General features: G+C 59.0%; 27 protein-coding genes and 1 riboswitch. Of the genes, 18 read left to right on the top strand and 9 right to left on the bottom strand.

The window, feature by feature from the left end; genetic code table 11:
* Window positions 1-70: 70 nt before the first annotated feature.
* Window positions 71-1,288 (top strand): zinc metallochaperone GTPase ZigA, encoded by a 1,218-nt coding sequence (gene zigA, locus C1N60_RS21030; RefSeq protein WP_166710667.1) that lies wholly within the window; start codon window positions 71-73, stop codon window positions 1,286-1,288.
* A gap of 41 nt (window positions 1,289-1,329) precedes the next feature.
* Here the strand turns inward: zigA and C1N60_RS21025 are convergent, their stop codons facing one another.
* A complete protein-coding gene (locus C1N60_RS21025) occupies window positions 1,330-1,563 on the bottom strand; it encodes a hypothetical protein (RefSeq protein ID WP_394521956.1) in 234 nt (77 codons plus the stop codon).
* Window positions 1,564-1,620: 57 nt separating this feature from the next.
* Window positions 1,621-2,301, bottom strand: coding sequence for an O-methyltransferase (locus C1N60_RS21020; protein WP_031279936.1), 681 nt, complete (start codon window positions 2,299-2,301; stop codon window positions 1,621-1,623).
* 93 nt (window positions 2,302-2,394) lie between these two features.
* Here C1N60_RS21020 and C1N60_RS21015 point away from each other — a divergent pair, with 93 nt between their 5' ends.
* Both C1N60_RS21015 and C1N60_RS21010 read left to right on the top strand, forming a co-directional pair.
* The gene (locus C1N60_RS21015; protein ID WP_264444758.1) at window positions 2,395-3,033 is read left to right on the top strand and encodes a TetR family transcriptional regulator; all 639 of its coding nucleotides are present in this window, start codon (window positions 2,395-2,397) and stop codon (window positions 3,031-3,033) included.
* A gap of 135 nt (window positions 3,034-3,168) precedes the next feature.
* Entirely contained in the window at window positions 3,169-3,990 is an 822-nt protein-coding gene (locus C1N60_RS21010; RefSeq protein WP_058781353.1) for a Cof-type HAD-IIB family hydrolase, read from the top strand.
* Between the two features lie 86 nt (window positions 3,991-4,076).
* On the opposite strand, the gene C1N60_RS21005 is transcribed toward C1N60_RS21010, so the two are convergent.
* Window positions 4,077-4,505 carry a winged helix-turn-helix transcriptional regulator gene (locus tag C1N60_RS21005; protein WP_058770471.1) on the bottom strand — a complete coding sequence of 143 codons (429 nt, stop codon included), beginning with the start codon at window positions 4,503-4,505 and terminating at the stop codon, window positions 4,077-4,079.
* Between the two features lie 108 nt (window positions 4,506-4,613).
* Between C1N60_RS21005 and C1N60_RS21000 the strand changes: the two genes are divergently transcribed.
* Window positions 4,614-5,663, top strand: coding sequence for an NAD(P)-dependent alcohol dehydrogenase (locus C1N60_RS21000; protein ID WP_394521955.1), 1,050 nt, complete (start codon window positions 4,614-4,616; stop codon window positions 5,661-5,663).
* A gap of 57 nt (window positions 5,664-5,720) precedes the next feature.
* On the opposite strand, the gene C1N60_RS20995 is transcribed toward C1N60_RS21000, so the two are convergent.
* Together C1N60_RS20995 and C1N60_RS20990 are read right to left on the bottom strand one after the other, a co-directional pair.
* Window positions 5,721-6,011, bottom strand: a complete 291-nt coding sequence (locus C1N60_RS20995; protein WP_058758676.1) for a type II toxin-antitoxin system RelE family toxin — start codon at window positions 6,009-6,011, stop codon at window positions 5,721-5,723.
* A complete protein-coding gene (locus tag C1N60_RS20990; protein ID WP_058758675.1) occupies window positions 6,001-6,255 on the bottom strand; it encodes a type II toxin-antitoxin system Phd/YefM family antitoxin in 255 nt (84 codons plus the stop codon). The genes C1N60_RS20995 and C1N60_RS20990 overlap by 11 nt, the downstream gene beginning before the upstream one ends.
* A 224-nt stretch (window positions 6,256-6,479) precedes the next feature.
* Here C1N60_RS20990 and C1N60_RS20985 point away from each other — a divergent pair, with 224 nt between their 5' ends.
* On the top strand, window positions 6,480-8,315 hold the full coding sequence (locus C1N60_RS20985; RefSeq protein WP_394521954.1) for a methyl-accepting chemotaxis protein: 1,836 nt from the start codon (window positions 6,480-6,482) through the stop codon (window positions 8,313-8,315).
* 172 nt (window positions 8,316-8,487) lie between these two features.
* On the top strand, window positions 8,488-9,564 hold the full coding sequence (locus tag C1N60_RS20980; RefSeq protein WP_394521953.1) for a diguanylate cyclase: 1,077 nt from the start codon (window positions 8,488-8,490) through the stop codon (window positions 9,562-9,564).
* Here C1N60_RS20980 and C1N60_RS20975 read toward each other — a convergent pair whose 3' ends face one another.
* Together C1N60_RS20975 and C1N60_RS20970 are read right to left on the bottom strand one after the other, a co-directional pair.
* A complete protein-coding gene (locus tag C1N60_RS20975) occupies window positions 9,565-10,026 on the bottom strand; it encodes an OsmC family protein (RefSeq protein WP_394521952.1) in 462 nt (153 codons plus the stop codon).
* 129 nt (window positions 10,027-10,155) lie between these two features.
* Window positions 10,156-10,926: a GntR family transcriptional regulator gene (locus C1N60_RS20970; RefSeq protein WP_394521951.1), complete on the bottom strand. Its 771-nt coding sequence runs from the start codon at window positions 10,924-10,926 to the stop codon at window positions 10,156-10,158.
* Between the two features lie 79 nt (window positions 10,927-11,005).
* On the opposite strand from C1N60_RS20970, the gene C1N60_RS20965 reads away from it, so the two are divergent.
* The 11 genes from C1N60_RS20965 (at window position 11,006) to C1N60_RS20915 (ending at window position 23,897) form a co-directional block, all read left to right on the top strand.
* Complete coding sequence (locus C1N60_RS20965; protein WP_394521950.1) at window positions 11,006-12,286, top strand: M20 family metallopeptidase; 1,281 nt, start codon at window positions 11,006-11,008, stop codon at window positions 12,284-12,286.
* 21 nt (window positions 12,287-12,307) lie between these two features.
* A complete protein-coding gene (locus C1N60_RS20960) occupies window positions 12,308-13,906 on the top strand; it encodes an ABC transporter substrate-binding protein (RefSeq protein ID WP_288422310.1) in 1,599 nt (532 codons plus the stop codon).
* Between the two features lie 9 nt (window positions 13,907-13,915).
* The gene (locus tag C1N60_RS20955; protein ID WP_021508731.1) at window positions 13,916-14,863 is read left to right on the top strand and encodes an ABC transporter permease; all 948 of its coding nucleotides are present in this window, start codon (window positions 13,916-13,918) and stop codon (window positions 14,861-14,863) included.
* Window positions 14,856-15,686, top strand: coding sequence for an ABC transporter permease (locus C1N60_RS20950; protein ID WP_394521949.1), 831 nt, complete (start codon window positions 14,856-14,858; stop codon window positions 15,684-15,686). The genes C1N60_RS20955 and C1N60_RS20950 overlap by 8 nt, the downstream gene beginning before the upstream one ends.
* Complete coding sequence (locus C1N60_RS20945) at window positions 15,683-17,320, top strand: dipeptide ABC transporter ATP-binding protein (RefSeq protein WP_394521948.1); 1,638 nt, start codon at window positions 15,683-15,685, stop codon at window positions 17,318-17,320. The genes C1N60_RS20950 and C1N60_RS20945 overlap by 4 nt, the downstream gene beginning before the upstream one ends.
* 10 nt (window positions 17,321-17,330) lie before the next feature.
* Window positions 17,331-18,560 carry a M20 family metallopeptidase gene (locus C1N60_RS20940; protein ID WP_058770482.1) on the top strand — a complete coding sequence of 410 codons (1,230 nt, stop codon included), beginning with the start codon at window positions 17,331-17,333 and terminating at the stop codon, window positions 18,558-18,560.
* Window positions 18,557-19,705 carry a M24 family metallopeptidase gene (locus C1N60_RS20935; RefSeq protein WP_394521947.1) on the top strand — a complete coding sequence of 383 codons (1,149 nt, stop codon included), beginning with the start codon at window positions 18,557-18,559 and terminating at the stop codon, window positions 19,703-19,705. The genes C1N60_RS20940 and C1N60_RS20935 overlap by 4 nt, the downstream gene beginning before the upstream one ends.
* A gap of 29 nt (window positions 19,706-19,734) precedes the next feature.
* Entirely contained in the window at window positions 19,735-20,277 is a 543-nt protein-coding gene (gene ddpX, locus C1N60_RS20930; protein WP_394521992.1) for a D-alanyl-D-alanine dipeptidase, read from the top strand.
* A 74-nt stretch (window positions 20,278-20,351) separates the two neighbouring features.
* A riboswitch (TPP riboswitch) is annotated at window positions 20,352-20,481 on the top strand.
* Window positions 20,482-20,549: 68 nt separating this feature from the next.
* The gene (locus C1N60_RS20925) at window positions 20,550-21,659 is read left to right on the top strand and encodes a LuxE/PaaK family acyltransferase (RefSeq protein WP_394521946.1); all 1,110 of its coding nucleotides are present in this window, start codon (window positions 20,550-20,552) and stop codon (window positions 21,657-21,659) included.
* The gene (locus C1N60_RS20920; protein ID WP_394521945.1) at window positions 21,656-23,104 is read left to right on the top strand and encodes an acyl-CoA reductase; all 1,449 of its coding nucleotides are present in this window, start codon (window positions 21,656-21,658) and stop codon (window positions 23,102-23,104) included. Before C1N60_RS20925 ends, C1N60_RS20920 begins: the two co-directional genes overlap by 4 nt.
* 19 nt (window positions 23,105-23,123) lie before the next feature.
* Complete coding sequence (locus C1N60_RS20915; protein WP_394521944.1) at window positions 23,124-23,897, top strand: SDR family oxidoreductase; 774 nt, start codon at window positions 23,124-23,126, stop codon at window positions 23,895-23,897.
* A 59-nt stretch (window positions 23,898-23,956) separates the two neighbouring features.
* Here the strand turns inward: C1N60_RS20915 and C1N60_RS20910 are convergent, their stop codons facing one another.
* Window positions 23,957-24,289: a four-helix bundle copper-binding protein gene (locus C1N60_RS20910; RefSeq protein ID WP_394521943.1), complete on the bottom strand. Its 333-nt coding sequence runs from the start codon at window positions 24,287-24,289 to the stop codon at window positions 23,957-23,959.
* Between the two features lie 491 nt (window positions 24,290-24,780).
* Window positions 24,781-24,945, bottom strand: a complete 165-nt coding sequence (locus C1N60_RS20905; RefSeq protein WP_010615780.1) for a con-10 family general stress protein — start codon at window positions 24,943-24,945, stop codon at window positions 24,781-24,783.
* A 491-nt stretch (window positions 24,946-25,436) separates the two neighbouring features.
* Here C1N60_RS20905 and C1N60_RS20900 point away from each other — a divergent pair, with 491 nt between their 5' ends.
* The gene (locus C1N60_RS20900; RefSeq protein WP_282955317.1) at window positions 25,437-25,943 is read left to right on the top strand and encodes a YciE/YciF ferroxidase family protein; all 507 of its coding nucleotides are present in this window, start codon (window positions 25,437-25,439) and stop codon (window positions 25,941-25,943) included.
* The last annotated feature ends 5 nt before the right edge of the window (window positions 25,944-25,948 follow it).

The following is a 25,948-nucleotide window of genomic DNA, read 5'->3' as shown; positions in this document are numbered from 1 at the left end:
TTGTTATGTTATAACATATCAATATCAGCACCCTTTCAGGTGCGCGTGATGTCATTATTCAGGAGTGATTATGTCAGCTTTATCCACAAACGGCGGCTTCAGGCGGCTGCCGGTCACCGTACTCTCTGGCTTTCTCGGCGCCGGAAAAACCACTTTGCTTAACCATATTCTCAACAACCGCGAAGGCCGCCGCGTGGCGGTGATCGTCAACGATATGTCGGAAGTGAATATTGATGCCGCGCTGGTGCGCGAGGGCGGGGCGGCGTTGTCACGTACCGACGAGAAGCTGGTGGAAATGAGCAACGGCTGCATCTGCTGCACGCTGCGCGAAGATCTGCTGCTGGAGGTCAACCGGCTGGCAAAAGAGGGGCGTTTTGATCATCTGGTGATTGAATCGACCGGCATCTCTGAGCCGCTGCCGGTGGCGGAAACCTTTACGTTTGCCGATGAAGAGGGGCAAAGCCTGTCCGCCGTCGCGGCGCTGGATACGATGGTGACCGTGGTGGATGGCTACAATTTCCTGCGTGACTATGATTCCAGTGAAAGCGTCCGCTCGCGCGGCGAATCGCTTGGCGAGGAGGATGAGCGCACGGTGGTCGATTTGCTGATCGATCAGATTGAATTCTGCGATGTGCTGATTCTCAACAAAACCGACCTGATTGATGCGGCGGAACAGGCACGGTTGACCGCGATTCTGCACTCGCTCAATCCCCGTGCGCGGATTATTCGCGCGCAGTTTGGTCAGGTGGCGCTTGATCAGGTGCTGAATACCGGCCTGTTTGACTTCGATGCTGCGGCACAGGCCCCCGGCTGGCTGAAAGAGTTGCGCGGCGAGCACACGCCTGAAACTGAAGAGTACGGCATCCGCAGCTTTGTTTTCCGCGCGCGTCGTCCCTTCCATCCGCAGCGTTTTTATCAGGTGATTACGCAGCACATGCAGGGCGTGGTGCGGTCGAAAGGGTATTTCTGGCTGGCAACCCGCCCGCGTCACGCCGGATCCTGGTCGCAGGCCGGCGGCGTCACGCGGCAGGGGCTGGCCGGGATGTGGTGGGCCTGCGTGCCTGAAGATCGCTGGCCGCAGGACGCAGACACGCTGCATTACATCCGCGAAAACTGGCATGAGGGCACGGGGGATGCGCGGCAGGAGATGGTGATCATCGGGATTGATATGGATGAAACCGTGCTGCGTCAGCAGCTGCACCATGCGTTACTGACCGATGAGGAGATGGCGCTGGGACCAGACGGCTGGGCACAGTTGCCGGATCCGTTTCAGCCATGGTTTGACTGATGCGTCGCCGCGCAGCGGGCTGTGCGGCGACGAACCTATCATCATAATCCGGTATTCATCAGCCGCATCTGGGTGCAGAACGGACACTGACAGCCGCTCACCGCCGCCGCCAGGCGCGCATGCGCTTCGGCAATCGCCAGCGGCTGCGCCTGATCGGTGCTGGCAAGTGCGTTAGCCGGTTTCAGCGCCAGCTTTAACGGATCGATTTTCGCCTGAAATGCCCCCGCTTTCGCCGAAGCAAAAGCAATCACTAACAGTGGAACGGTAAACTTCATCGCAGCAACCTCAATCAGAGCACGGGATTGTAACGATATAACATAAACGTGACGCTGTTAAGCGCCTTTATGTGGCGATCCCAGCCACATTGAAACTTCGACGCCATCAGCAAACGGCAGCGAGGTATAGAGGCGGCTGCCGTGGACCATTTCCAGATATTCCGGGCTGAAATCGGCATCATCGGCCACAATCAGGGCACCCGGACGCAACCAGGGCTGCACCAGCTGCAAAATCTCCGGATAGATCGCCTTCGCGCCATCCAGCACCAGCATATCAACGCTGGCTGGCAGGTCCTGACTGAGCGTGTCCAGCGCATCGCCCACGCGAATTTCAATCAGATCACTGACGCCAGCATCGGCAAAATGATTGCGCGCCAGCGCCACTTTGCCCGGTTCAAACTCGCTGGTGATGATGCGACCGCCGCCGTTATCGCGCACCGCCGCCGCCAGGTGCAGGGTGGAGAGACCAAACGAAGTGCCAAACTCAACGATATGCTGGGCCCGGCTGCTACGCGCCAGCATATACAGCAATTTGCCGGTTTCCCGCGAGACCGCCAGCGGCACATCTTTTAAATGACCGTAAAGTTCGCGGTAATCGGTTTTGCTCTGCAACAGACGCGTTTGCTCCTCATCGGACATCACGCGAAACGCTTCATTGGTGGGATGCGCCATGTTATCCGCCAGCTCAAATAAATAGTTAAGCAGCGGCGCCAGCGGCGCGGAAGTCAGGGTGTTCATCATCGGGGTTCCTGCATCAGAAGGTGGATTTTGCGTCAGGAACAGAATACGATGAATTACTCGCATTTCACTATTCGCGTTCAGGAGCAGACGATGGCCGCACAACGTAACGCTAAGATTTCTGAAAGAAAAAAGCCGCAGCAGGCGCGATCCAGTGAGCTGGTGGCAGCCATTTTGCAGGCGGCGACTCAGGTTCTGGAGCAGGAAGGTGCCACGCGCTTTACCACTGCCCGCGTGGCCGAACGGGCGGGCGTCAGTATTGGATCGCTGTACCAGTATTTTCCCAACAAGGCCGCTATCCTTTTCCGTCTGCAGAGCGAAGAGTGGCAGCGAACCGGCGATCTGCTGGGTTCGATTCTGCGCGACAGCGAATCTACGCCGCGTCAGCGCTTGCATCAGCTGACCTGGGCGTTCCTCAACTCGGAGTGTGAAGAGGCGGCGATGCGCACCGCACTGAATGATGCCGCGCCGCTTTACCGGGATGCGCCGGAAGTGCAGGCCGCGCGCGCCAATGGCGAGAATGTGATGTGCGAATTTCTGCAACAGCTGCTGCCGCAGCGGGACGCGGCTGAGGTGGCGCGGGCGGCGGATTTAATCAACAGTACGCTGGGGGACGTCGGCAAGCATTTTTCCGAATCGCCGCGCAGCGCAGCAGAAATTCAGGCTTACGCACGCGATATGGCAGACATGTTCTGTGCCTGGATCAGAGAAAAAGGGGCCGAATTGCAGTAAAAAATGGGCTGGAAATCTCTGAAAGCGGTTAACAAACTCATTATTCACATTCTCATTAATCCACACCGCGAGTAAGCTTGATAAAACCTTGGTAAAGCCGGATGGATTGACGGCACACAGAGACGGGAGAGCATGATGGCAGTAAAAATGATTGCGGTGGATATGGATGGGACATTTCTCGATGACAATAAGCAGTACAACGCGCAGCGTTTTGCGCGCCAGTACGCGCTGCTGAAGGAGAAAGGCATCCGTTTCGTGGTCGCCAGCGGCAATCAGTATTATCAGTTGCAGCACTATTTTCCCGCTATCAAAGATGAGATCGCCTTCGTGGCTGAAAACGGTGCCTGGGTGTCCGACAGCAACGAAGAAATTTTCTGCGGTGAACTGGCGCCGGAACGTGTTCATCAGGTGCTGGATATCCTCGCCAAAGAGCCGGAGATCAGCACCGTGGTGTGCGGTCGCAACGGCGCTTATGTGCACAAGTCAATGCCGGATAAGGTGGTCGCCATGCTGGCCAATCACTATCGCCGGCTGGAGAAGCGCGACAGCCTGTACGATATCGACGATACCATTTTCAAGTTTTCGCTGAATCTGGCACACGAAGGTGTTGAGGCGCTGCTGGCGCGTCTGCATAGCGAACTGAACGCGATTGAAAACATCATGCATCCGGTCTCCAGCGGATTTGGATTTGTCGATTTAATCATTCCCGGCTGTCATAAGGCGCACGGCATCGCGCTGCTGCAGGAGAAGTGGGGCATTGATGATTGTGAAGTGCTGGCGATTGGCGACAGCGCCAACGATATCGAAATGCTGCGCCAGGCCTGTTACAGCTTTGCCATGGCCAACGCCGCTGCACCGGTGGCAGCCGTCGCGCGTTATCGGACGGAAAGTAATAACGACGAGGGCGCTCTCAACGTCATCGCCCGTCTGCTGGCACGCGAAACGCCGTTTGGTTAACGGTCACTGGATCGATCCACGAACTGCGGCGCTATTTAATGTGTGATAAATCGCGCCGCGACGAACAGTATGCGACCCGCGCGTGGTTATTCACTGGCGGATGACGCTGCAGGGCGGGCGTTTTCCGCCGGCGTGCCGCCTGCTGCGCGAAGGTTAGCTTCCATCTCATCCAGTGCCGCCTGGTTTTCTAATCCCCACTGATACATCTGCTCAATCGGCCGGGCGAAGGTCATCCCCAGCGCGGTCAGCCGGTAATCCACTTTCGGTGGAATCACTTCGTAAACCTGACGCGCAATTAAGCCGCGCTGCTCCAGCTCTTTCAGTGTCTGAAACAGCATTTTTTTCGAAATCCCCTGCAGGCTACGCTGCAGTTCACCGGTTCGGGCGCGCTGTCCCGGCCAGTGATACAACGCGTGCAGCACCATCGTGCTCCATTTCACCGAAAACAGATCCATCAGACGGCGCGGTGGCGAATCCGCATAGAAAACCAGTTTGCCATCAACCCAGGCTGGCATCGCACTCTCCTTTATGGTCACCAAATGGTGACTACTATCAATTCTGCACCGCGTTGATTATAGTCAGCCGCCTTCATTCAGCCCACATCAGAATTTGAGGAAGGCATCATGAAAATTAACGCACTGGTGGCGCAGGATGCAGCGCAACCGCTGGCTACCGGCCAGATTACCTTGCGTCCGCTGCAGCAGCAGGACGTAAAAATTGAAATTCTTTACTGCGGCGTATGCCATTCCGATTTGCACATGGCACGCAATGAGTGGGCGGTCAGTCGTTATCCGCTGGTGCCGGGCCACGAGATCGTTGGACGCGTGCTGGAGACCGGAACTCAGGTTACGCGTTTCAAAGCCGGTGATGTGGTTGGCGTGGGCGTGATGGTGGATTCCTGCCGTGCCTGCCACTTCTGCCAGCAGCAGGAAGAGCAGTACTGCGAAGCGGGCTTCACCGCCACTTACAACGGCATCGATAAATACACCGGCGACAGCACCTGGGGCGGCTACGCGCAGAATGTGGTGGTCGATCAGCATTTTGTCGTGTCGATCCCGCAAAATCTGGCGCTGGCGGGCGTGGCACCGCTGCTGTGTGCGGGCGTGACGGTGTGGTCACCGCTGCGCCATTTTGGCGTCAAAGCCGGCGATAACGTCGGGGTAGTGGGGCTGGGTGGTTTGGGCCACATGGCGGTAAAACTGGCCAGCGCGCTGGGCGCTGAGGTTACCCTGTTTACTACCTCGCCGGAAAAAGGTGCTGACGCACGTCGTCTTGGTGCGACGCGCGTGGTGGTGTCGCGTGATGCCGCGCAGATGGCGGCATGCCAGACCTCGCTTGATTTCATCATTGACTGCGTGGCGGCACCGCACGATCTCGATCCTTACCTCGCGACGCTGAAGACCAATGGCCGTCTGGTGCTGGTCGGCATTCCTGACCAACCGCATCAGTCGCCGAACGTCACGCCGCTGGTGTTTCGCCGTCTGAGCATCAGCGGTTCATCCATCGGTAGCATTGAAGAGACTCAGGAGATGCTGGATTTCTGCGGCGAGCATAACATCACGGCAGATATTGAGCTGATCGCCGGTGAAGAGATCGAAACGGCCTTCGCGCGTATGCTGAAGGGCGAGGTGAAGTACCGTTTCGTCATTGATATGCTGGCAACTCGCTGGTAATTGCCCGGCTATGGCCGGCGATTTCAGGCTGAAATCGCCGGCTTTTCTATCAACAGATTACTCAGGCAATCTGTATTCCGTATCCGCATAGACCTGACTGCCTTCGCGTTTACCCACACCTAATACCATGACAGTTATGGTTTCATCCTGCACCAGGTACACCAGGCGATAGCCTGAAGCACGTAGTTTTATTTTGTACTGATCTTTTCGTCCGTGAAGTTGTGCTGAGGGGACACGGGGATTTTCCAGCCGTTGTACCAGCTTTTTCTTAAACTGCTCACGCACCGGATGACCCAGTTTCTTCCACTCCTTTTCAGCGGAAGGAACGAACTTTAATTTATAAGTCATCCAGCGAAATCTCTTTCGCATCCGCTAATTCAGAAATGCGTTCATCAGCGATACGACCCAATTCTGCATCTTCTGCTAATTCCATCAGATATTGGTAAACAGCCGGTGGAACGCAGTAAAAAGCGGGCTCGTTGCGGTTTAAGATAGCAATGGTTTCCCCTTCCGCTGAACGCACTGTTCCCATGGGATCACGCTTTAAATCGGTGATGCTGGCAGCGGTGTTTGACAGGATCTGAAATGGCATGGTGAGGTATCCGGACTTAGATAATGAAAACAGGTGAAGTATATTAACACTTTATGGTGCTGATATTAGCGCTTTAAGAAGTGCTTTAAAAGAGTATTTTGGCTAAATACTATACCGCTTTTATGACACAGCACATTTTCGCCCCGCGACAGTAAACAATTCCCGTTACGGTCCGATAACTCCTTCTGCAAACTCAACAAAAACAACAATGACAGGAGCGAGACATGGGACTGGTCTCCCGATTACGGAATGTGCGCATTACGTGCAAGCTGGCGGCGGGCTTCGGCATCGTCCTGCTGCTGGTGGCGCTGGCCACAGCGCTCAGCGTGCAACGATTCAATCAGATTCACGACATCTATCAGAAAACCAATCTGATTTATGACATCAACATTGAAGTCTTTCAGGCCAAAATCAATCGTCTTAAATATCTGTATGGCGAGGACAAAGCGGGTGACACCATGACGGATTACGTCACGCACGCTCAGCAACTGACGCAGCAGGCCCAGCAGCTGCCGTGGACGGCGGACGCCAGAGGGTTGCTCAACGATGTCGCCAGCCATCTTGCCCGTTTTCAGCACAGCATCACCGCCATGACCCAGGCAACCCGACAGCTCAACGAGCTGCGCAGCCAGCTGGATGCGCTGAGCCAGCAGGACATGACGTCGCGCTATACCGGGCTAATCCGGACCCCCGTCAGCACACCCGAAGTCACCAACCAGATATATCAGCTGCTGTTTGCCATCAGTAATGTGCGCGAAGAGGCCTGGGCGCTGCGCTTCAACGTCAGCGAGGCACTGCGCAATAAACTGGAACATGATTTTCAGCGCGCCGGGCAGGACATGAACACGCTATTGACTCAGCTGCCAGCGGAGCAGCAGGGCGGATTTAACGCGCTATGGCAGGATACCGAACGTTTTAAAGATCTGAGCCTGCAGGCGGCAGCGATTTACGGCCAGCTGCGTGTCGCGGAAAACACCGTCAAAGTGGCGGGCGATAACAGCAGCGCGGCGATCAAACAGATCATCGCCCTGGTTAAGGCGCGTAACGATGAACTGGCTAACGGGTCAGCGGCGCTCTCGCTGCTGATGGGCAGCCTGGCAATAGTGCTGGGTGTGCTGGTGGCCTGGACCATCATCCGGCAGATTACGCGCCCGGTGTTCCACAACCTCGCGCTGGCGGAACGCATTGCCAGCGGCGACCTCAGCTCGCAGTTTGTCACTAATCGCCAGGACGAGCTCGGCCAGCTCACCTCTGCCATGGGACGCATGAATGCGCGGCTGCGCGGCATGATTGGCGAGGTGCTGCACAGCGTCAGCAATGTGTCGCAGGCAGCAAGCACCATACATCAGGGCAACCTCGAGTTGTCGTCGCGCACCGCCCAGCAATCGGCTGCGGTGGTGGAAACCGCCGCCAGCATGGAGCAGCTCACCGCCACGGTGAAAAATAATGCCAGCAATGCGCGTCTCGCCAGCCAGATCGCGGCGGAAGCGACGCATAACGCCAGTCAGGGCGGTATCGCGGTGCATGACGTCGTCAGCACCATGGGCGAGATTTCTGATAGTTCAAAGAAAATTGCCGAGATTACTGCGGTGATCAACAGCATCGCCTTCCAGACCAATATCCTGGCGCTCAACGCGGCGGTTGAAGCCGCCCGCGCCGGCGAGCAGGGGCGAGGCTTTGCCGTGGTCGCCAGCGAAGTGCGTAATCTGGCACAGCGCAGTGCCGGAGCCGCGAAAGATATTGAGCGACTGATTGGCGAATCGGTAGGGCGTATCAGTAACGGCCATCAGCAGGTAGCGCGCGCGGGTGAAACGATGGAGCAGATTGTCAGTAGCATCGCACGCGTGAATGAAATCATGGCGGAGATCGCGGCTGCTTCTGATGAGCAGAGCCGCGGCATTGAGCAAATCGCGCGCGCGGTAGGTGAGCTGGACGGTACCACCCAGCAAAATGCGTCGCTGGTCAGCGCGTCATCCCATTCAGCACAGGCGCTGGAAGAGCAGGCATTCATGCTGCAGCGGCTGGTCAGCCAGTTTCGTTTGCAGGGAGCTGCAAGCTAACTATACGCACAGCGGCAGCGAACTTCACCCGCTGGCCGCTGCTGCTATTGGCGGCTAAGCGCTTCCTACTTACGTGTCGCCAATGTGCAAGGCGAAAATTCTTAAAAAAAGTCGCCGCAGGTCGACTTTTTCCCGATACACTGCCATTTTTGTCGACCTGAATTTTCCGTGAATGAATTACTACTCGCCTGATGAAAACCATTTGAAGCGCCGGTCAAAACGCTTCGTTCGTCGTATGTTCATCATGCGTCAGCTCGGCACGATCCTCTGTTTCTTTCCGATTCTCTCGGTGTTGCTGGAAATGCAGCGCGGACTGGCATTCAGTGCACTGCTGTTTGTGAACGCCTTTTTCTGGCCATGGCTGGCGTATCAGCGTGCGCTTCGTGCCGAAGACTCAACCGGTACCGAACGCCAGAATCTGACGCTGGATGCCGCCTTTGGCGGAATCTGGGTAGCGCTGATGGCGTTAAGCCCGATGCCCTCTTTTGTCATCATGGCGGTGCTGGCATCGGATCGCTATGCCGCTGGCGGCGGCGCGCAGCTGATTGCCGCCATACAGGCATTTTTGTGCGGGTTTATTATGGTGTGGCTGCTGGATGGCACCAGCGTACATCTGGCGTTCAGCACGCAAACCGTCTGGCTGACGCTGCCGCTGGCCACCTGTTACATGCTGGTACTCAGCGTGGCTTCCTACAATCTCACCTGGCATTTACGCACCCGCAACCGTGAACTGGAGCGCATCGCGCTGATGGATCCCGGCCTGAAAATTCCTAACCGTCGCCTGTTTGAGCGGCGGCTGGAGAGTGAATTTCTTAGCACGCGGCGCGGCGATAGCAGCGGCTATCTGCTGTTGCTGGATGTCGATCACTTCAAAGTGGTCAATGATAGCTGGGGTCATGAGGCGGGCGATTTTCTGCTGGCCGAGATCTCGGCGCTGCTGCGCAACTATGTCGGGCTGCAGGACATTCCGGCGCGCTTTGGCGGCGATGAGCTGGGCGTTATCGTGCATCAGGCCAGCGATGAATCGGTAGTGGAGCTGGCCGAAAGGCTAAAAGAGAATATTGCCCAACTGCGCTTACCGGCCTCGGCAGAGTTTCGCTGCTCGGTCAGTATCGGTATTGCGCCTGCGGTCAGTGCCGAATCGTTAAGCGACTGGCTGCGCCATGCGGATGAAGCGCTGTATGAAGTGAAGCGCGCCGGGCGCAACGGCGTGCGGCTGTGGCAAACGCCGCTGGCCCGCGCATCATAATCAGAAAAACTCAGGATCGCAGTTTACCGGAAAATTCAGCGAGTTGGCGATGAAGCAGGCTTCGTGTGCCTGATGATGCAATGCCCGCGCGCGATCGGCATCCGCTGGGTCGCGCAGTTTGATGCGCGGCTTCAGCGTGATATCGGTGAAGTGGCCACGCGCCCCCTCGACCATGTTCCCTTCGGCAGCATCTTCATACTCCTCCACCACAATGCCGGCATCGGCGCACAGGTGTAAATACCACAGCTTATGGCAGGCCGCCGCAGACGCCAGCAGCAATTCCTCAGGATTCCAGCGCGTTTTATCCCCACGAAATGCCGGATCGGCACTCAGCAAAATGGGCGGTTTACCGGGTGCCTGTAATTCGCTGTCACGATCGTAAGCGGTATAAGACGCTGTGCCATCGCCGCGATTGCCGCTCCAGCGAAGGTGAATCTGGTAATGGTGCTGCCGTGCTGCCATGGGAAATGTCCTGTTCAGTGAGGTCATCTCAGCGGTTGTTATTCACAACGTTCGCTGCGTTTTGGTGCAAATTAATCAGGTGCGCGTCGATGCGTATCTGAAACACCTTACAGTAAAACGTCTACATAATCAGCGTATCTCATTGACATACATGAAATGTTCAGTGCTGAAACGGTGATGCGCAAGAATCACCGGCGTAGCGCTTTGATCAAATGAGACCTCATCGATCACCATCACCGCGTGCGGCAGAGTAAGTTCCAGCAGGCTGGCATCTTCTTCCGTAGCGAGCGTGGCGCTGATCTGCTCGCGCACTGCCGCAACACGCACATCGTACTGCTCAAACAGGTAACGATACAGCAACTGCGGTAGCTGTTCCGCCGGTGGAAAGTCGGGCAGACGCGCGGCGGGCAGCACCAGCGTTTCATGCATGGCCGCAATGCCCTTCACCCGGCGCAGGCGTTTCAGGCGAATCACTGCGTCACCTGCTGCGATCTGCAGCTTATCGGCCTCGTCGGCGCTGGCGCGACTGTGCTGATACTCCAGCAGTCGCGTTTCCGACTGCAGCAAACCGCCCGATTTGTCATGCAGACGAAAATAGTGAAAGAAATGGCTGAGGTTATGCAGCGGCGCCCAGCCGGTCACCACCGTGCCGGTTTTGCGCCGGCGCATCAGCATCCCTTCCGTCGTGAGCGCCGCCAGCGCCTTGCGCACCGTACCGACCGAGACACCGAACTTCGCCGCCAGACTGTTTTCGCTGGGCAGAATGGTGCCCGCCGGCAGTTCGCCCTGCAGGATGGATTCACTGATATAGCGCTTCACTACTTCGTACAGCGGAGCGCCTTCGCCTTCGTTCAGGCGACTGAATTGAGGAACGTCGTGCGCGTCATAGTTTTTTTGCATGTTTCCGATTACCGATTGACCCCAGCTGTTCATTTGCATTATCTATAAACTATATAGAAATACAATAAGTGAACAGTTTATGCAGGAAAATTCATCACTACAGCGCGCTCTGACCTATATCGCCGACGATCAGGCGCAGATTCTTGACGATCTGCAACGCATGCTGGCGGTGGATACCTGCTTCCCGCCCGGACTGGGTTACGCAGCATTCGCCGACCTGCTGAGCACGATGCTGCAGCCGATGCATTTTGATTTGCAGCGCGTTTCGGTGCCCGACGCGCTGTGGCAGACGCCGGACGGCAGCGCGCAGGGCGAGCGGGTGAATCTGCTGGCCGCGCTGGATGCCGGCGCGGCTGAAAACTGCAATCTCTACTTTCACACCGATACGGTTCCGGCCGGCGATGGCTGGCGCTTTCCGCCGCTGGCGCTCAGCGTGGCGGAAAACAAGCTGTTTGGACGCGGCACCGCGGATATGAAAGGCACCATCGTGGCCGCGCTGGCTGCGGTACGGGCCGCGCAGCGCTATCAGCTCAGCCTGCGCTATAACCCGGTGTTTTTACTCTGTACCGATGAAGAGGGCGGCCTTTATCCCGGTATTCGTTATCTGGCGGAGCAGCAGTTATTTCACGGTCACCTGCTCAGCTTCAACGGCGGCGCGGTGCCGCGCATCTGGGCCGGCTGCTTTGGCAGTGTCGATATCAAAATTATCGTCAGCGGCCGCTCGGCGCACTCCGGCGATCCGCTGCAGGGTATTAACGCCATTGAGGCCGCGCTTCCGCTGATGAATGCGCTGTATCAGCTGAAAGGCGAGGTGGAACAGCGGGTTTCGGCAATGCCCGCGCCGCCGCACTATCAGGGCCAGCCGCTCACCGCCTTACTGACGCTGGCCGCCGCGCACGGTGGCAGTAAAGGCTCCACCATTCCGGAACGTTTCGAGCTGCTGGTTAATCGCCGTTATGCACCGGAAGAGCCGTTTGCCGACGTGTGGCAGGAGCTGACGCAGTGCGTGGATAAGGCGATGCAGGGCAGCGCCGCCAGCGACGTCACGCTGCAACTGATTGGCCATCTGGCGCCAGTCGCCGATCCCACCGGTCCGCACTGGCCGCGCTGGCAGGCGGCGCTCAGCCAGGGCTTCGGCTTCCCGCCAGCAGAATTCAAAGCCTGGGGATCCGCCACCAGCTCGGATATGGGCTGGGTACAGCAGGCCGGCATTCAGGAAATTCTGCTGGGCGGACTTGCCCGTCCTGATAACCGCATTCATGCCGCCGATGAATACACCACGATGGCAGATGTTATTGCACTTTCGCAGTCGATTCTGGCGTATCTCGCCAATGATTTTCAGCCAACCCAGGGTAATTAATAAACCAACGAGGAACAGAAGATGTGCGCCATGAAAGGGTTAAACCGCAGACAGTTTATCGCCAGTTCAACCGCCCTGACCGGAGCGGCGCTGCTGCCCTGGTCATTCAGTGCCTCGGCTGCCGCCGTTGCCAGCGCGACCCCGGGCGGCACGCCGCGTAAAGGTGGCGTATTGCGCATCAGCGTTGACCAGGCGGTCAGCGTGCTCAATCCCCATCAGGTGCGGGTTAATCCGGAATATCTGGTGGCAGAGCTGTTGTATAGCGGCTTAACCCGCCTGACGCAGGCGATGAAAGCGGAAGGCGATCTGGCGCAGTCCTGGCAGCCGAACGACGACTTAACCCAGTGGACCTTCACGCTGCGGCCCGATCTGCGCTTCAGCGACGGTTCGCCGCTCACCGCAGCGGACGTGGTCGCCAGCCTGCAGGCACTGCTGGACCCGAAAAACGCCTCACCGGCGCTGCACAACATCGGCCCGATTAAAACGGTAAGCGCCAAAGACAACAACACCATCCTGATTGAGACCGAGGCGCCTTATGCCGATCTGCCGGTGATGCTGGCCTATCCGGATGCCAAAATCATCCCGGCACACATCGCGCAGGGGCAATACGACAAGCTGAGCAGCGCCTCGCTGGGGGCCGGGCCGTTTCAGCTGGTGTCTTACGATCCGGAACGCAAAATCGTGGTGAAACGTAACCCGCACTATTACGACGCCACGCGGCCATATCTGGATGGCGTGGAAGTGGTGGTGTATCCCGACGCTATCGCTGAAAGCTCCGCGCTGATTGCCGGCGATACCGATCTGATGCTGAGTGCGCAGTCGAGCGAGTTTGCCCGCTTAGCCAAATCGGCGGGCGTGCTGCCGCTGCGCGTGGCGTCCGGCCAGTTTCTTAACGTCAACATGGGCTGCGATCAAAAGCCGTTTAATGATGTGCGCGTCCGCCAGGCGCTGGCGTTATGCGTGGACCGCCAGGCATCAGTGGATTTTGTCGCAGACGGTCTGGGGTCGCCGGGTAACGACACGCCGATCAACGCCGCTTATCCGTATTACGCGCAGCTGACGCAAAAAGCGCTGGACTACAGCAAGGCCAAAGCGCTGCTGGCGGAGGCCGGTTATCCCAATGGGCTGGATTTAACGCTTATCGCCTCAGACAAGCCGTCAACCCGCACCCAGCTGGGGATTGCCCTGCGGGAGATGGCGAAACCGGGCGGTTTCCGTATCAATGTGCAGACCATGGCGCACAGCACCTATCTCGATCAGGTGTGGAAGAAGGGCAATTTCTACGTCGGCTTTTACAACATGCAGCCGACGCCGGATGCGGTGTTTTCTCTGCTCTATACCTCAACGGCGGCGTGGAACGAAACGCGCTGGAACAATGCGGCTTTCGACGGTGCGGTGATGGCGGCGCGCGAAACCAATGACGAAACGCTGCGCACCCAGCTGTACGGCAAAGCCCAGCAGCTGATGCACGACGAGGTGCCCTCGTTGATCCCGACCTTCTTTGATTTGCTGGCTGCCAGCCGTGAGCACGTGGCGGGCTATCATCTGCATCCGCGCGGTGCGGTGTTCCGCCTCGATCATGTCTGGCTGACCGCTAACGCGCCAAAGCGCAGCCTGTAAGGAGCGACCGTGACAGCAAGTTACCTGCTTAAACGCCTGCTGCTGATGATTTACACGCTGCTGGTGGTGTCGCTGCTGGTGTTTGGCATCACTCAGCTGCTGCCCGCCGATGCCGCGGTTACGCTGCTGGGACAAAACGCCACGCCGGAAGCGCTGGCGGCGGTGCGGGCGCGGCTTGGGCTGGATGCGCCCGCCTGGCTGCAATACTGGCACTGGCTGACACAGGCGTTGCAGGGCAACTTTGGCGTGTCGATGCGCAATGGCCTGGCCGTCGGGCCAACGCTGCTGACGGCGCTGTCGCGCTCGCTGCTGCTGGCGCTGTGCGCCCTGTTACTGATGCTGGTAATCGCCATTCCGCTCGGCATCTGGGCGGCCGTGCGGCGCGGTAAGACCGCCGATGTGCTGGTCAGCGTGATCTCGTACATGGGCATCTCGTTTCCGGAATTCGTCACCGCCACGCTGGTGCTGCTGCTGTTTGCCGATGTCTGGCAGATTCTGCCCGCCACCGGCTATGTGCCGCTCAGCGAAAATTTTATCAGCGGTATTCAGCACCTGATTCTGCCGTCGATCACCGTTGCGCTGATTCTGGTGGCACACGTTTCGCGCATGGTGCGCTCAGAAATGGTTGACGTGCTGCACACCGACTACGTTCGCGCCGCGTGGCTGAAAGGCCTGTCGCGCCGGCGCATCCTGTGGCGCCATGCGCTGCGTAATGGCCTGCTGCCCACCATCACCATTGTGGCGCTTGACGTCGGCTATCTGCTGGGCGGGATTGTGGTAGTGGAGGAGATTTTTGCTATTCCCGGTATTGGCCGGGAGCTGATCGTCGCGGTGCAGGCGCGCGATTTGCCCACCATTCAGGCCGGCGTGATGATCCTCGCGGCAACCTATGCCGTGGTGAATTTCCTCGCGGATTTGGCCTACGTCATGCTCGATAAGCGGATTTCCTATGCCTGAAATACTGAAACGATTACTGCGCTCGCCGCAGGGTGCGGCGGGTGTGCTGATTCTGCTGCTGGCGCTGCTGATGGTGGCGGGCGGCGCGCACGTGGCACCGTTTGATCCGGAAGCGATCTCCATCCTGACGCGTTACCTCCCGCCCAGCGCAGAACACTGGTTCGGCACCGATCAGCTGGGGCGCGACATTTTCAGCCGGGTGCTGGTCGGCGCGCGATCCACCATTTTGCTGTCGCTGCTGGCGACCGTGCTGGCGATGGTTATTGGCTCGGTGCTGGGCACCGCCAGCGCCTACCTTGGCGGCAAAGTGGATGAATTCCTGATGCGCACCATGGATGCGGTGATGGCGATTCCCAGCCTGCTGTTTGCGCTGCTGATTGTCAGCACCCTGGGGCAGAGCAGCATGAACGCCGTGCTGGCTATCACTATCGCCTTCGTGCCGGGCATGGTGCGCATTGCGCGCAGCGTGGCGCTGGCGGCGCGTCAGCAGGACTACATCAGCGCTGCCATCGCGCGCGGCGAAGCGGGTTACTACATCATTCTGCGCGAAATGCTGCCGAACATTCTCGCGCCGATCATCGTGGAAGCCACCATTCGCGTGGCATTCGCCATCATGCTATTTGCCACGCTGAGCTTTCTCGGTCTCGGCGCGCAGCCGCCCGAGCCGGAGTGGGGGCTGATGGTGTCCGAGGCGCGCAGCTATTTCTTTAAAGCACCGTGGATGATGATGATCCCCGGTCTGGCTATCGCGCTGGTGGCGATTGGCTTCAACCTGCTGGGCGATGGCCTGCGTGATGTGTTAAATCCAGGGAGCCACAAATGAAGAGTCCGCACAACCCGGTGCTGTCGGTGGACAATTACAGCCTCGATTATGCGTTAGCGCGCGGCCATTCGCTGCCGGTACTGCGCGATATCACCCTGCAGGTGATGCCGGGCGAAGTGCTGGGGCTGGTAGGGGAGTCCGGCTCCGGCAAGACCACCCTCGGCTGGGCGATCATGCGCTGGCTGGCCAGTAACGCACGCGAGCAGGCGGGTGATATCCGGCTGAACGGCGAGAGCCTGCTGCAGTTGCCAGCGCACCAACTGATGGCGCTGCGCGGTAAAAAGCTTGGCATGATTTTTCAGGATCCCAGCGCGTCGCTGAACCCGACACTGACGCTGGGTGAACAGGTCACCGAAGTGCTGCGCCGTCATCGTGGGCTGTCAGCGCGCGAAGCGCAGCAGCTGGGGGAATCTCTGCTGCGCGATGTCGAGCTGAAGCACCCGGCACGCATGATGCAGCGCTATCCGCATCAGGTTTCCGGCGGTGAGAAGCAGCGCATCCTGATCGCTACCGCCTTCGCCTGCCAGCCGGACTGCCTGATTTTTGATGAGCCGACCACGGCGCTGGACGTCATCAGCTCGGCGCAAATCCTCGATCTTTACGAGCGACTGCGCGCCGAGACCGGCGTCGCATCGCTGTATATCTCACACGATCTGGCGCTGGTGGCGAAAGTGGCCGACCGCGTGTGCGTGCTGGAGCAGGGCCGCATCGTCGAGCAGGCCGCGACGCGCACGCTGTTCAGCGCGCCCGCGCATCCGTATACGCGCAAACTGATTGCCGCGGTGCCGGATCCGCAGCATCGGCTGGTCGCGGATGCGGCCGGCAGTCAGCCGCTGCTCAGCCTGCAGGCGATAACGATTGATTATGGCCAGCACGGCGTGCTCGATCGGCTGTTGAAACGGGAGGCGAACACGACGCGGGCCGCCAATGCGGTTTCGCTGACGGTGCATCAGGGCGAAATTCTCGGCGTGGTCGGCGAGTCCGGTTCGGGTAAATCTTCACTCGGCAAGGCGATAACGGGTCTGGTGCCGTTCACTGGCAGCATCGACTTCTGCGGCGCGACGTTATATGGCCGCGCGCAAATGGACCCGGCGTATCGCCGCCGCGTGCAGATGATTTTTCAGCATCCGGATGCGTCACTCAATCCGCGCATGACCGTCGGCGAAATTATCGCCCGTCCGCTGCGGCTGTATGGACTGCCACCGGGAGAAAGCGAGGCGCAGGCGGTGGCGCGTCTGCTGCAGGAAGTGCGGCTGCCCGCGGAATTTGCCAGCCGCTATCCGCACGCGCTGTCGGGGGGGCAAAAGCAGCGCGTGGCGATTGCGCGCGCCTTCGCTAACCCGCCGGACCTGGTGATTTGCGATGAAATCACGGCGGCGCTCGATGTGTCGGTGCAGGCCACCATTATCGAGCTGCTGCTGGAGCTGCGCCGTCGCTACGGCACGGCGTATCTGTTCATCACCCACGATCTCAATCTCATCCGCCAGATCGCGCATCGCGTGGCGGTGATGTATCGCGGTGATGTGGTGGAAGTGCTGCCCGGCGAGAATATGCGGGCGCAGGCACAGCATCCTTACACCCGTGCACTGCTTGATGCCGTGCACATCCCTGATCTGACCCAATCCGTGGCATAACGAGAAACGCATGAACCCTGAACAGTTAATTCATCACATCGATCGTGAATACTGCCTCGCTTTCCTGGCAAAAATGGTGCAGCACAAAAGTTACAGTGCCACCGAGGGCGAACGCGAATTAGCCCGCTATATGGCAGAACAGATGGCGCAGCTCGGGCTGGAGACGGAACTGCAGCCGGTGGCCGGCGATCGGCTGAACGCTATTGGGCGGCTGGCCGGCAGCGGAGGCGGCCACAGCCTGCTGTTCAACGGTCATCTTGATACTAACCCGGTCACCGAAGGCTGGACCGTCGATCCGTGGGCGGGGAAAATCGACGATCAGTTTATTTACGGCATCGGCGTTTCTAACATGAAAGCGGGCGATGCCGCCTATTTCTGCGCGCTAAAGACGTTGATTGATGCCGGCGTGAAGCTCAGGGGTGACGTGATCCTCACTTATGTGGTCGGCGAGTTACAGGGCGGCATCGGTACGCTGGCCGCCATTGAGCAGGGTGTACGCGCCGACTATTTCATCAATGCCGAACCCACGGATTTACAGGCGCTGACCATGCATGCCGGCTCGCTGATGTTCACCATTGAACTGACCGGCGATACGCGCCATCTGTCAAAGCGTGAGGAGGCGGTAGACGCGATTGCGGCGGCGGTCGAACTGATTCCGCAGATCAATAACATCACCTTCAGCGGAGCGAAAAGCGCAGAACACCGCAAAATTAACCGTGGCCATATTGGCACCGTACACGGTGCGCTGGGGCGTGATTTGCAGGAGTGGCGGCCGCCGCAGGTCGCGGATTTTGTCCGCCTGAAAGGCTCCGCCCGCTTTGCGCCGGGGCAAACGGTGGACGGCGTGCTGGCCGATCTGCAGGCCCTGCTGGATGCACTGTGCCAGCGCTATCCGGGCCTGCAGGCACAGCTGTTCGATGACGGCCTGCGCGATAAACCCACCATGCTGCCGTTTGAGGTGTCGCCGGAATCACCAATCGTTAAAGCGGTCAATCGCGGCTGGCAGACTGTGCGCGGTACGCCGCAGCCCACCGGGGTGATCACGCCGCCCGCCTTCTACGGTACCGATGCGGCGCACCTGTATCAGCATGCGGGTATGGAGGGCATCGTGTGCGGGCCCGGCGGCAAGTACAACACCATGCCGGACGAGCGCGTTGAGATCAGTGAATTTCTCGATATGGTGCGTATCTATTTGCTGGCGATCCTCGACATCTGCCAGCCGGTTGAACCGGCGTCATGATCGCCGACGCGCTGTCACGGCTGCGCAGCGCCATGCTCGCCGCCGACATTGAGGTGATGCTGATCGATCATGGCGAACTGCTGGCATGGTTAACCGGTTATACCGTGTCGGAAACGCGTTATCGTGCCTGTCTGGTGCCGTTGCAGGACGAACCGTGGATGGTGCTGCGCCAGCTGGATGCCGCGCCGTGCCGCGCGCAGTCACCGCAGCTGGCGATTGACGCGTACCGTGATGAAGACGATCCGTGGCTGGCGGTGGCGCAGAGCCTGACGCGGCGCGGCTATCAGCGGGCGCGGCTGGGCGCGGATTATGCATCCTACGGCATGACGGTACACAGCTGGCAGCAGCTGGCGCGCCATCTGCCCGGGGTGCGCTGGTGTGATGTCAGCGGCATCAGCGACCGGTTGCGCAGCGTTAAATTTCAGGCTGAAATCGCCAGCTTACGCCAGGCCGCCAGCATTGCCGATGCCACGCTGGCCCAGCTGAGTGCGCAGGTGCAGGGCGGCTGGCGTGTGCGAGATGTCGCCGCGCTGGCGGCGGCACAATTTCTGCGGCTCGGTGCTGACAGCGGTGAAACCGGACCGATTGTTATCGCCAGCGGCGACAACGGATTTTTGCATGCCAGCGGCCATGAGCAGCGTCTGCAAGCGGGCGATGTGCTGCACGTTGAGCTGATCCCAAAAGTGCGGCACTACAGCGCGCGGCTGATGCGTCCGCTGATTGTCGGTGAAAGCTCTGCGGCGCGCGCGGCGCTGGCACAACAGCTGATCGCCATTCAGGATCGCCAGCTACGGGCGATGAAGCCGGGCGTTGCGGCCTGCACGGTGGATGCCGTCGCGCGCGAGGCGGTGCTTAGCGCCGGGCTGCGTGAGGATTACAGCAACATCACTGGTTATGCGCTGGGTCTGTATACGCGCACCCCGCGTCCGAGCGATTTCAGCTGCTGTTTTCATCCTCAGGCGCCGTGGTTACTGGAGGAAAACATGGTATTTCACATGTATATTTCAGCGCAGGGCCTCGCCTTCAGTGAAACCGTGCGCGTCACGGCACAGGGCGCAGAGCGACTCACCACGCTGCCGCGCCAGCCGTTTACGCTGCCGGCTAACAATAAACAGGATGATGTACAGTGCAGGACGTTGAATTAATCGATTTGGCTGCCACCTTGCCGGGCCTGATGTTTGATCTAAAATACGCCACCGCCGATAACATCGCCGGGTATGCCATTTATCGCGACGCGCAGGCGCTGCTGCATCCGGATGCCGCCGCCGCGCTGCGCCGCAGCTGCGATATCGCCCAGCTGGCGGAATTTCGCCTGCTGGTGCTGGACGCGTATCGTCCGCAGCAGGCGCAGTGGCACTTGTGGGATGCCTGTCCCGACGCGGATTATGTGGTGCCACCGACGCGGGGCTCGAATCACAGCCGTGGCGTGGCGATCGATGTGACGCTGGTGGATGAGTCGGGCAACATTCTGGAGATGGGGACCGGGTTTGACGACATGTCTGCTGAGTCGCACCCGTTCCATCCCAACGTGCCGCAGCAGGCGCAGCGCCATCGCCTGTTGCTGAACGCCATCATGCTCGGCGGCGGTTTTGTCGGCATGCCCACCGAATGGTGGCACTTTGAACTGCCGGATGCGCAAAACTATCCGCTGCTCAGCGATCGCTTTGCCTGCGTCAGCCGGGCTGATCGCGTTCCTGTGAGTGATATTGCGCGTTAATAATCGCGTTGCTGAAGCGGGGGGTTCTGCGCCTTCCCGCCTTGACACGCCCTCCGTTCCGACCCCAGAATGCAGCTTGTTCCAAGGGGTGCCCTGTTAGAGGGCTGAGATTCTACCCGCGCGGCTGTCACGGCCGGCAACGTAGTGACCCTCTGAACCTGATCCGGCTAATACCGGCGTAGGGATGTGGAACCAGGGTCACTGCACGCCCTCATTCCCTCTTTGCGCCTTTCTGCGAATCCTGCGCATTTCTCAGGCCCTGGCTGGCCGTTATGCCGCAGTCCAAAGAGGGCACCTTCATGACCGAAGCGTCAATCATCGCCGCGCTGCTGGCGTTTATGCAGCGCGAAGAAACCACGGAAGCGGATTTCAACCAGCTGGCGCTGCAGCTGTTCGCGTGGCAATTCGAACACAATCTTCCTTACGCCCGCTTCGCCCGCCAGCGCGGCCGCACGCCGCTGACGGTCAAACAGTGGCGGCAGATTCCGGCGGTGCCGATTACGGCGTTTAAAGATCTGACGCTGAGCTGCCGTCCGGTGGCGGAGATTCCCCACATCTTTATGACCAGCGGCACCACGGGGACCGGCCGGGGGCGCAGCTATCACCCGACGCTGGCGGTTTACGATCGCTCGATGCTGATCAATTTCCGCCAGCGCTTTATGGCCGGATATCCGCGCCTGCCGATGGCGATCCTGTTTCCGCACAGCAGCGAGCTGCCCAACTCTTCGCTGGCCCATTATCTGACGCTGGCGATGCAAGAATGTGGCACGCAAGACAGCGAAGTGATGGTGGATGCGCAGGGGCTGAAACTGCCTCGTCTGATCGCCGCGCTGGAGCAGGCGCAGGCCAGCGGCCAACCCTATGCCCTGCTGGGTGCCAGCTACAGTTTTGTCCACCTGCTGGACGAACTGGCGCGTCAGCAGCGGCGTTTCAGGCTGCCGCCGGGCAGCCGCATCCTCGACACCGGGGGTTTTAAGGGCCAGTCGCGTGAAGTGGCGGCGGAGGCGTTTTATAGCGTGCTGCAGCAGACGCTCGGCGTTCCGCGTTCGCACTGCATCAATATGTACGGCATGACTGAACTCAGCACGCAGTTTTACGATTCCGGCAATGAAATCTGCCCGCCGGTGAAATCCGGACCGCACTGGATCCGCACGCGCGTGGTCAACCCGCTGACCGGTGCGGAGGTGCCGGAAGGTGAGACAGGCGTACTGGTGCATCACGATCTCGCCCATTTCAATTCTGTTTCCGCCATTCTGACCGAAGATGCCGGCGTGATGGTGCCCGGCGGGTTTCAGCTGCTGGGGCGCGTCGCGGGCGCGGATGCCAAAGGCTGCTCGCTGGCGATGGAATCGTTTCTCGCTGCCGCGCAGGCACGGGCATGAAAGTGTATGCCGGACATCTGCCGGGCATCCGCCACAGCGAGGTGGCGTGGCACAGCCTGCACTTTGGCCAGCAGGGCAGCGCGCTGGAAGTGTGTGTGCCGGTGCTGTCCGAGGCGCAGATTGCCACGCTGGCGGCCAGCGTACGCGATAACGCGCGCCGCTACCTGCACACCCTGAGCGTAGCGCGCATCACCGCGTTGATTGATGAAGCCATCGCGCGCCTGCTTGACCGTTCGCACCCGGTGCGCCAGCAGGCGGAGCGGTTGCTGCCGCTGGTTACCGGCTATGACGCCGACATGCTGCGGCTCGGTTTAACCGGCTATCTCAAAACCTTTCGTGAACCGCAGCTGCGGCGTTTTCTGGCGGAGGAATTCGGCAACGTGCAGATGCTGGACGATTTTCAGCCGCGGCCAAAAGGCGGCTTTGTCCGCGCGTTTGGTCCGCAGCTGTTGCTGCAGATCTGGGCCGGCAATGTGCCGGGTTTGCCGCTGTGGAGCCTGATTGCCGGCCTGCTGGTGAAGGCGGGAAGCGTGGGCAAGGTGGCGAGCGCTGAGCCGCTGATGGCGGGCTGGTTCGCCCAGCTGCTGGCGGAGATCGATCCGCAGCTGGGCGACTGTCTGGCCGTCGTATGGTGGCAGGGCGGTGATGAACGCACTGAGCAGCAGTGGTTCCGCCAGGCAGACGTGGTGATGGCTTATGGCGGAGAAGCCGCGCTGACGGCGATGCAGCGGCGTCTGCCGCCAGCCACGCGCTTTCTGCCGCATGGCCACAAAATCAGTTTTGGCATGGTGGCGCGCTCGGCGCTGGACGTGCGGCGCGGTCCGGCGCTGGCGCGTCAGGTGGCTTACGATGTGATGCGCTATGACCAGGCCGGCTGTTACTCGCCGCAGGCGCTGTTTATTGAGCGCGGTGGCCGGGTGTCGCCGCAGGAGTTTGCTGCTTACCTCGCCCATGAACTTGCCGCGCTGGCACAGCGCTATCCGCGCGCGACGCTGACGCTGGGTGAAAGTCAGGCTGTGGCCGCGTGGCGCAACGTGGAGGAAATGCGTGCGCTGAGCGGTGACCGCACGCTGTACGGTGATGAGCACGATGCCTGGGCGGTGGTGTACGTCGATAAGCCGGAGCCGTTACAACCGGGCGCGCTCGGGCGCACGCTGAAGGTGATTGCCGTGGATACGCTGGAGGAGACGGTAAGCTGGGTAGCCGCGCAGCGCGCGTATCTGCAAAGCGTTGGCCTCGCGGCCGCGCCCGAGGTGCTGTTTCGGCTGGCGGCGCAACTCGGGGCGGCGGGCGTCACGCGCATCACGGCGCTGGGTAACATGACTTCACCGGAGGCGGGCTGGCATCACGATGGCCGCTTTAGCCTGCTGGATCTGGTTACCCTGTGCGAAATCGAACAGGCGGCGGAAACCGCCGCTGAACACTATGCGCCCTATCTTGACTGAGCGGGCGTGGAGAAACGCAATGAAATTCAGCAATCACACCGTGCTGGTGACCGGCGCCAGTCGCGGTATTGGCGCCGCCATTGCCCAGGCCTTTGCCGCCGAAGGCGCGTTTGTCGTGGTCAACTATTTACGTAATCACGACGCCGCTGCGCAGGTAGTCGCGGCCTGTGAAGCACAGGGCGGGGGGGCACTGGCGATTGCCGCCGATGTAACCTGCGCCGCACAGGTAGCCGATATGATGCAGCAGATCGAGGCCGCTACCGGGCGACTGGATGTGGTGGTGAACAATGCCTTCGCACCTTATCGCTTCGATCCCGACCGGCGCCAGCGCTTCTGGGAAACGTCCTGGTCTGCTTACCAGACGCAGTTTGATGGCGCAGTGAACGCCTGCTACAACGTGTGTCAGGCGGCCTTGCCGCTGATGCGCCGCCGCGCGCGCGGCAGCATCATCAATCTGGTGAGTGATTTGATCGCCCGGCCAGCGGTGGCTTATCACGACTATATCACCGCAAAAGCCGCGCTGACGGGCTTTAGCCGGACGCTGGCGGCCGAACTGGGGGCGCTGGGCATTCGGGTGAACTGCGTGGCGCCGGGACTGGTGTATCCCACCGATGCCAGTCAGCATACGCCAGAAGCGGTCCGCCACGCGCTGACGGCGCAAACGCCGCTCGGACGACTGGCGCGCGCCGCGGATGTCGCCGGGCCAGTGCTGTTTCTGGCATCAGCGTGGAGCGAATTTGTCACCGGCCAGACGCTGTATGTCGATGGCGGTTTGGTGATGCAGGATCATTAAGCCAGGTCGCCAGTCGCCGCACTGGCGACCTGCCACCGCCCGCCCGGTACCTCAATCCGTTATTCCGCCATGCCCACCGTCATGCAGCTATCTGCGCACTGCAGGCAAATTTCAGCACAGGTCTGACAGTGCGGATGCTGGTGCTTCTGGCACTCCCAACCAGCCAGCTGACAGGCCATCGACGTGATGGTACAGAGCTGCTCGCTCAGTTCACTCTGGGCAGCCAGCAGTTGGGCGGTTACGCAACACAGCGCCGCGCACTGCTGATTCAGGCTAATGCAGACGCTCATCTCACTGGCGTCAGCGTCCAGCAGACAAGCCGCCGCACAGTGGTCGCAGGCGGTCGCGCAGCGATAGCACAGCGCGATACAGTCATTGAGTTCAGCGTTCATGAGTTTCCTTAGCGTCAGGGTAAACAACGCGTATGTGAGCCTGAAGGGAGAATTTAGCTAAAACAGAGGTGATATCAAGTGGATAGCGGAGGATTAACCCCGGTAAGGTGCATCGCAGATGCAATTATCCCTTTAATAATGCGGAGTTAGCTAATTGTAAGCTTGTGTATATATCAGCGCCGATAATAAAAACCGCTTAAATAAAAGTGTACAAGTCTGTGTGGCTTGTACAAATATAGCCGCTGCGGATTTGTTAGTTAAATAAGCAATGGTTTAAATTCGTGGTAAATAAACGATGCAATTGAGGCATTATAAGCGAAGCGGTAAATGCTGCCGGATCGCTGAAGATTTGATCGATTAATTGTTTTCCAGCGAGAAAATTACTCTCCTGACAAGGTTTATCACGCATTTAAGCGAAGCGTAAACACAATGTCAGGAGAGTGTGGTGCCAAAGGTTATCGAGGTTAAATCAGTATTAAGAGGGGAAAGTCTTATTTACGACGACTGATCTTTCCTCCCTTCCTGCCGGCTTCAATGGCACGCTGTGGATCGTTCTTAAAGTTACCGCCACTGACCTGACCACCCTTGCGGCCTGCTTCAGCCGCGCGCTCCTTATCGGCTGCGAAGTTGCCTGAACCCCCACGACGTTGCGTCACTTTTTCTTCCTCTTCAGGTTTCTTCTTTGGATCCTTCATTTTTTTCCTCTCAGTTCATACCCGCATGAAGCAAAAATAAATGTAGCGATGTTTTTACCATAATCAAGCCAGGAATAATCTTAACTTTTAATTTACAGCACGTTGGTTGTTTAACTATGAGTCAATTCCAGCTGATTTATTCCGGCAAAACATCCGGGGTGGAATTGTTAACATTTTACTTTCATAAAGGGAAGCATTCTTTTAGCGCCGCTAATGTGATTCGATGAGGTTATGACAATTATCCGCTGTCGCAATTCTTAAAAACCTTTCTTGCACAGCTGCGCTTACTTGCTACGTTTAATTAAGTTGTTCGCCTGGACTTAATTAGCGCTTCGCTTATTTTCAGATAAACAGCCTGAAAGCGATGAGGTAAGAGCGTGCTGCCGGCTCAGTGACGAGCATCCAACGCGGCTGATGTGCCTGGCCGGTGTCACTTTACTTTGGAGCGAAACATGACGAAGGAATCTGTGTATCTGGACTGGCTGCGCGATGCGCATGCTATGGAAAAACACGCGGAAAGCTTGTTGAAAGCGGCGGTGTTACGCCTGACGGAGCATCCCGCATTGCAGACGCGCCTTGAGCAGTATCTTGAGCAAAGTCGTGAACAGCAGCAGCAGGTGAAAACGCTGCTGCGCCAGTATGACAGCAGCTGGTCGGTGCTGAAGGAGTCGTTAGGCCGGATGTCGGCGGTCGGTCAGGCCGCCAGCGACATGCTGCAGGATGAAGAGGGCATCCGTGTGGCCGTCAGCAGCTACGTGTTCTGTAACTATAAAATCGCCACCTACTCAACGTTGCTGGTGGCCGCAGAGCAGGCGGAAGAGGGGGAGGATGTCAGGATCGTGCGGACCATCCTGCAGCAGGAAAGCCAGATGGCCAGCAGGCTGCTGCAGCTGTTGCCACAGGCGGCAGAAGAAGCCATTGTGCTGCGCACGGAACCTGAGCTTTCCGGCACGGATTAAGTCAT

The organism is Pantoea sp. SGAir0184, assembly GCF_043544755.1.
The sequence above is the reverse complement of the archived record's forward strand: the minus strand, read 5'-3'. Positions and strand labels throughout refer to the sequence as shown.